Here is a 5,206-nt window from a genome sequence, read left to right as displayed (position 1 = left end):
TCGCCAGCAATCACACCCTGGCTGATCAGATGATGAGCGAGTCGATTGGCCTGGCTGTTGAGTTCGGCATAGGTCAGCGACTGCTCGCCATGAACAACGGCCAGCGCTTCAGGTCGCTTGGCCACTTGTTGTTCAAACAGAGCATGAACGGCGCTGTCCCGTGGATAGTCGGCAGCACTGTGATTGAAGCCATGCAGCAGTTGCTCACATTCGGCTTCGGGCAGAACCGGAATATCCGTCAGTTCGGTTTGACCACCCGCTTCCAGAGCGCTGACCAGATGAGTCATGGCCGAGGCCATATAACCTGCAACACGTTGCGCGCCGATTTGCACCGATGCCTGCACGTTGAGTGCAAAATGCTCACCGAAATCGTCAACCGACAGAATCAACGGGTAGTTGGTCCGCTCTTGCGCACTCAGGGTTTCAATACCTTTCCAGGCGGCCAGTGTCTGCGCATCCAGCGGTTGCCCGGCGTCGGCGCTGTGCCGGTAGTTCAGCAAGGCGCTGAAGAGCGGTGTCGGGGCGATTACGCCGCTGCAACGCTGGGCAAGCGCCAGTGATGCATGCTCATGGCCCAGCAATTGAGTCAGCGTGGCGTGGGTATGCGATAACCCTTCACGTGCGCTCTGCCCGCCGATACGCACACGCAACGGCAAGGTATTGATAAACATACCCAAGGATTGCCCGCTGGCCTGCACGCTCTGCATGCGACCCAGCATGACCGTACCGAATACCACATCGTCGCGGCCCGATACCACGCTCAGCACCCGGGCCCAGGCCAGATGGCAGAGGCTGGCGGCGCTGACACCCAGTTGTCGGGTCTGGGCACGCAAGCGTTGCCCAAGCTCAGGGGACAACGTCAGGTGCGCCTCTTCGACTCCGTTACCGTCGCCCAGCACATCCTGCAGGCCGAACGGCAAGGTAGGCTCATCCATGTCTCCCAGCATCTCGCCGAAAAACGCTTCGTGGCCCTGACGCTTTCCGGGCTGGCGGGTTTGCGCCACATAGTTGCGATAAGGCACAGGGGTTTGGAGGGTTTTAGACTGACCGGTCAAAAACGCCTGCATTTCACGCTGCACGATCTCCAGCGCAGCATGGTCGATGGCCAGGTGATGGAACAGCAGCATGCCCAGCCAGCGCTGGTTGGCCTTGTCTTCGCTGACCACCAGCAGCATCAACGGAGCCTGGCCGATATCCAGGCGGTAATGACGAGGGTCGAAGCGTGCCTTGAGTTGCGGCAACACTTCACCCTCTTCCAGTTCCTGGCTGATGTCCCTGACGCCCAGCTTCGCCTCACGCCAGACCACCTGTACCGGCTCATCCAGACCTTCCCACACAAGCGATGTGCGCAAGATGTCATGCCGATCGATCACGCTCTGCAAGGCCGCGACGAAATCATCCAGTCGCTCGCGGCTGGCCATGGTGAAATCGGCCTGCAACACGTAAGGATCGCCACGCTCGGCAGTCAGGTGATGATAGAGAACCCCTTCCTGCAACGGTGCCAGCGGGTAGATGTCCTGAATATTGGCAGTGCCGCCCGGAATACTGGCCACGATCCTGTCGATGGCCGCCTGATCCAGAGTCAGCAACGGCAGCATATCCGTAGTGATGTGCTCGCAACCCGGAACAATGCCGTTGGCTGGCACATTCTGCAGGCTCGCCAGGGTGGTGGCATACGTGCCGTCCTTGATCGACTCGATCAGCATTGCCTTGTGTTCACGCAACAAGGCAAGGACGGCTGGCTCGGCCAGTGACTGTTTACGACCGCGTACAGCCAGTTGCTCACCCGAGACGGAAAGCTCGACGCCTTTTTCTTCCAGTGTTGCCAGCAGTTCAATCAAATTCACAGGAAAATCTCCGTTTTTTCCGTCGCAGCGGCGTATTTCGCGAGGGTAGGTTGTTCAAACAGGGTTTTGACGTCGGCTTCCATGCCCGCCTGACGCACTTTTTCCATCAGGCTGACCACCAGCAGCGAATGGCCGCCCAGCTCGAAGAAGTGGTCATGGCGTCCTACCCGCTCGACCTTGAGCACTTGCGCCCAGATCTGTGCCAGAAGGATTTCGGTTTCACCTTGGGGTTCTTCGTAGCCACGGCTGATAACGGCCTGCTGGTCAGGTGCCGGCAGTGCCTTGCGATTCAGCTTGCCGTTAGGTGTCAGCGGCAAATGTTCAAGATGGACATAGGCCGCAGGCACCATGTAGCCCGGCAACTGGTCTTGCAGATGCGTGCGGAGGACTTCCAGATCGACCTGGGCAACCGTCGAAGTGAAATAAGCCACCAGACGCTTGTCACCCGGCACGTCCTCGCGGGCAATGACCACCGCTTCTTTCACGGTTTCATGACGCGCCAACCGGGCCTCGATCTCGCCCAGCTCGATACGGAAGCCGCGAATCTTCACCTGATCGTCGTTACGGCCCAGGTATTCGATACTGCCGTCTGCCAGCCAGCGGCCCAGGTCGCCGGTGCGGTACATGCGGGCGCCGGTGTCGGTACTGAAAGGGTCGTCCATGAAGCGTTCGGCAGTCAGGTCATCCCGGTTCAGGTAACCCCGTGCCACGCCATCACCACCGATGTACAACTCGGCAGCCACGCCCATGGGCACCGGTTCGCCCTGCTCGTCCAGCAGGTAGAAACGGTTGTTGGCAATCGGCCGCCCGATACCGACACTGGTCGATACCTTGTCATTGGCGTCAAATTGCAGCGACGACGACCAGATGGTGGTTTCGGTCGGGCCGTAGACGTTCCAGAGCGTTTCAACTCTTGCGGCCACACGTTGTGCCAGCTCCAGAGGCAGCGCCTCACCACCGCACAAGGCCCTGAGCCCGGAAGCACCGGACCAGCCGGAATCCAGCAACAGCCGCCAGGTAGCGGGCGTGGCCTGCATCAGTGTTGCACCGCTGTGGCTGATGGCCTCGGCCAGCAATTGCGGGTCATGGCTATGACGACGATCCAGCAGCACGGTACGGGCGCCGCAGATCAGCGGCATGTAAAGCTCGAGGCCGGCAATGTCGAAGCTGATGGTGGTCAGCGCCAGCATGCGATCTTGCGGCGTCGCCTGAACCATGTCGCGCATGGCGCACAACAGGTTGACCACGCCCCGCTGTTCGACCATCACCCCCTTGGGCTTGCCGGTGGAACCGGAGGTGTAGATCACATAAGCCAACTGCCGGGAATCGGACTGGCCAGTGACCGGATCAGCCGGCCCTGAACGCCAGGACGCCTCAGGCCCGAGATCGATGGTCGCTACACGACCGCAGGACAGGCCTTCCGGGATCTGCCCCAGGGTCAACAAGGCCGCAGGAGCACTGCTGTCCAGCATGTAGTTCAAGCGGTCGGCCGGATAATCCGGATCAAGCGGCACATAAGCGCCACCCGCCTTCATGATCGCCAGCAGGCCGACCACCATCTCGATACCACGCTCGACACAGATCGCCACTCGGGCATTGGCAACCACGCCCTGGTCGCGCAAATGCCGAGCCAGGCGGTTGGTACACTCGTTCAGTTCGGCGTAGCTCAGTTGCCGATCTTCATGCACCAGTGCTATGGCCTCTGGCGTGCGCGCTGCCTGGGCCTCGAACAGGCCATGAACGGTCTGATCGAGCGGATAGGCCACGCGGGTCGCATTGAACTCCGTGATCACACGTTCGCGCTCTTGAGCCGGCAGAATGGAGACGTCCCGCATCCTTGAAACCGTTGCCCGCTCCATCGCATCGGCCAGCCCCACCAGCGCCTGCTGCACATAGTCACAGACGCGTCTGGCGCCCACCTTAGCAGAGGTCATGATCGAGAAAGCAAAGCCCTGACCTTCGTCATCCACCGACAGCGTCAATGGATAGTTGGTGCGTTCTTCACCTTTGAGCAGTTCTATGCCCGCCCAGCCATCCATGCCTTCACGAGAGCGGGATGCTCCCGTGTGGCGGTAATTGAGCAAGGCACTGAACAGAGGCAATGGCGCTTTTACAGCACTGCAGCGCTGCGCGAGCGTCAGTGAGGCATATTCGTGGACAAGCAGTCCGCTCAGACGGCGGTGAGTACTCCTGACCGCATCCTGAACATTGATATCACCGACACTCACGCGCAACGGCAAGGTGTTGATGAACATCCCCAGCGCCCGATCGGCACCCTCGCCGCCCTGCATGCGCCCCATCAATACCGTGCCGAAAACCACTTCTTCCTTGCCAGTGACCCTGGCCAGGACCTGCGCCCATGCAAGGTGATAGAGACTGGCCATGCTGACGCCAAGCCCACGCGCCTGATGGCGCAGTCGCTGTGTCAGATCGGCATCCACGGCCTGGCGAACCTCTTCGATACCGCTGCCATCGCCCTGCACATCCTGCAGGTCGAATGGCAGTGTCGGTTCGTCGACATCCCCGAGCATATTCTGGAAGAACGCTTCGTGCTCTTCGCGACTGGCTCCCAGGCGGGCCTGGGCTACGTAGTTGCGGTAAGGCACCGAGGCCGCCAGCGTATGCTCGCTGCCTTGCATGAACGCCTCGATCTCATGGGACAGCACGGCCAGCGAGGTTGCATCGTCTATCAGATGATGGAACAACAGAATGGCTACCCAACGGTCGTTGAGCGGGTCCTGTGCATAGGCAATGCGCATCAGCGGAGCCTGGCGAATGTCCAGGCGGTAATGACGCGGATCGAAACGCTCATGCAGACGGGTTTCAATATCGCCGTCAGCAGGATCCAGGCTCACGACTTCGACCCCCAGCTCCGCTTCACGCCAGACCACTTGCAGCGGCTCGTCCAGACCTTCCCACAGCACAGCGGTGCGCAGGATGTCGTGACGGGCAATAACTGCCTGCAAGGCCTGGGCGAAAGCTTCGATCCGGCTTTCACTGTCAAAGCCGAACATCACATATTGCAGGTACGGATCACCAACGGGGGCCGCCAGGTGGTGATACATGATCCCCTCCTGCAGCGGAGCCAGGGCATAGATGTCCTGCACATTGGCAACACCGCCCGGCACACTGGCCACGACCGTGTCGATCTGCTCCTGACTCAGACGAACCAGGGGCAACATCTGCGGCGTAATACGCTCACAGCCAGCAGGAATCAGGTTGTCGGGAACAATCACACCGCGCGTTCCGCCACCCACTGCCGCCGCCAGGGCTTCGAGGGTTGGCTGACCAAACAGCACACGCACATCGGCACTGAGATTCTGCTGGCGCATGCGTTCGATCAGCTTCACGGCCAGCAA

The 5,206-nt window shown here is 60.4% G+C and carries 2 protein-coding genes; both read right to left on the bottom strand.

Going from position 1 to position 5,206, the window contains the following annotated elements; genetic code table 11:
* On the bottom strand, positions 1-1,847 hold a 1,847-nt coding region (locus tag K5D32_RS25515; protein WP_311775801.1), incomplete at its 3' end, for a condensation domain-containing protein.
* On the bottom strand, positions 1,844-5,206 hold a 3,363-nt coding region (locus tag K5D32_RS25510; RefSeq protein WP_221602289.1), incomplete at its 5' end, for a non-ribosomal peptide synthetase. The genes K5D32_RS25515 and K5D32_RS25510, both read right to left, overlap by 4 nt.

Origin of the sequence: Pseudomonas cichorii, from assembly GCF_019719005.1 — a bacterium.
Classification (GTDB): Bacteria; Pseudomonadota; Gammaproteobacteria; order Pseudomonadales; family Pseudomonadaceae; genus Aquipseudomonas; species Aquipseudomonas cichorii_E.
This window is presented reverse-complemented; position numbering and strand designations above follow the sequence as displayed.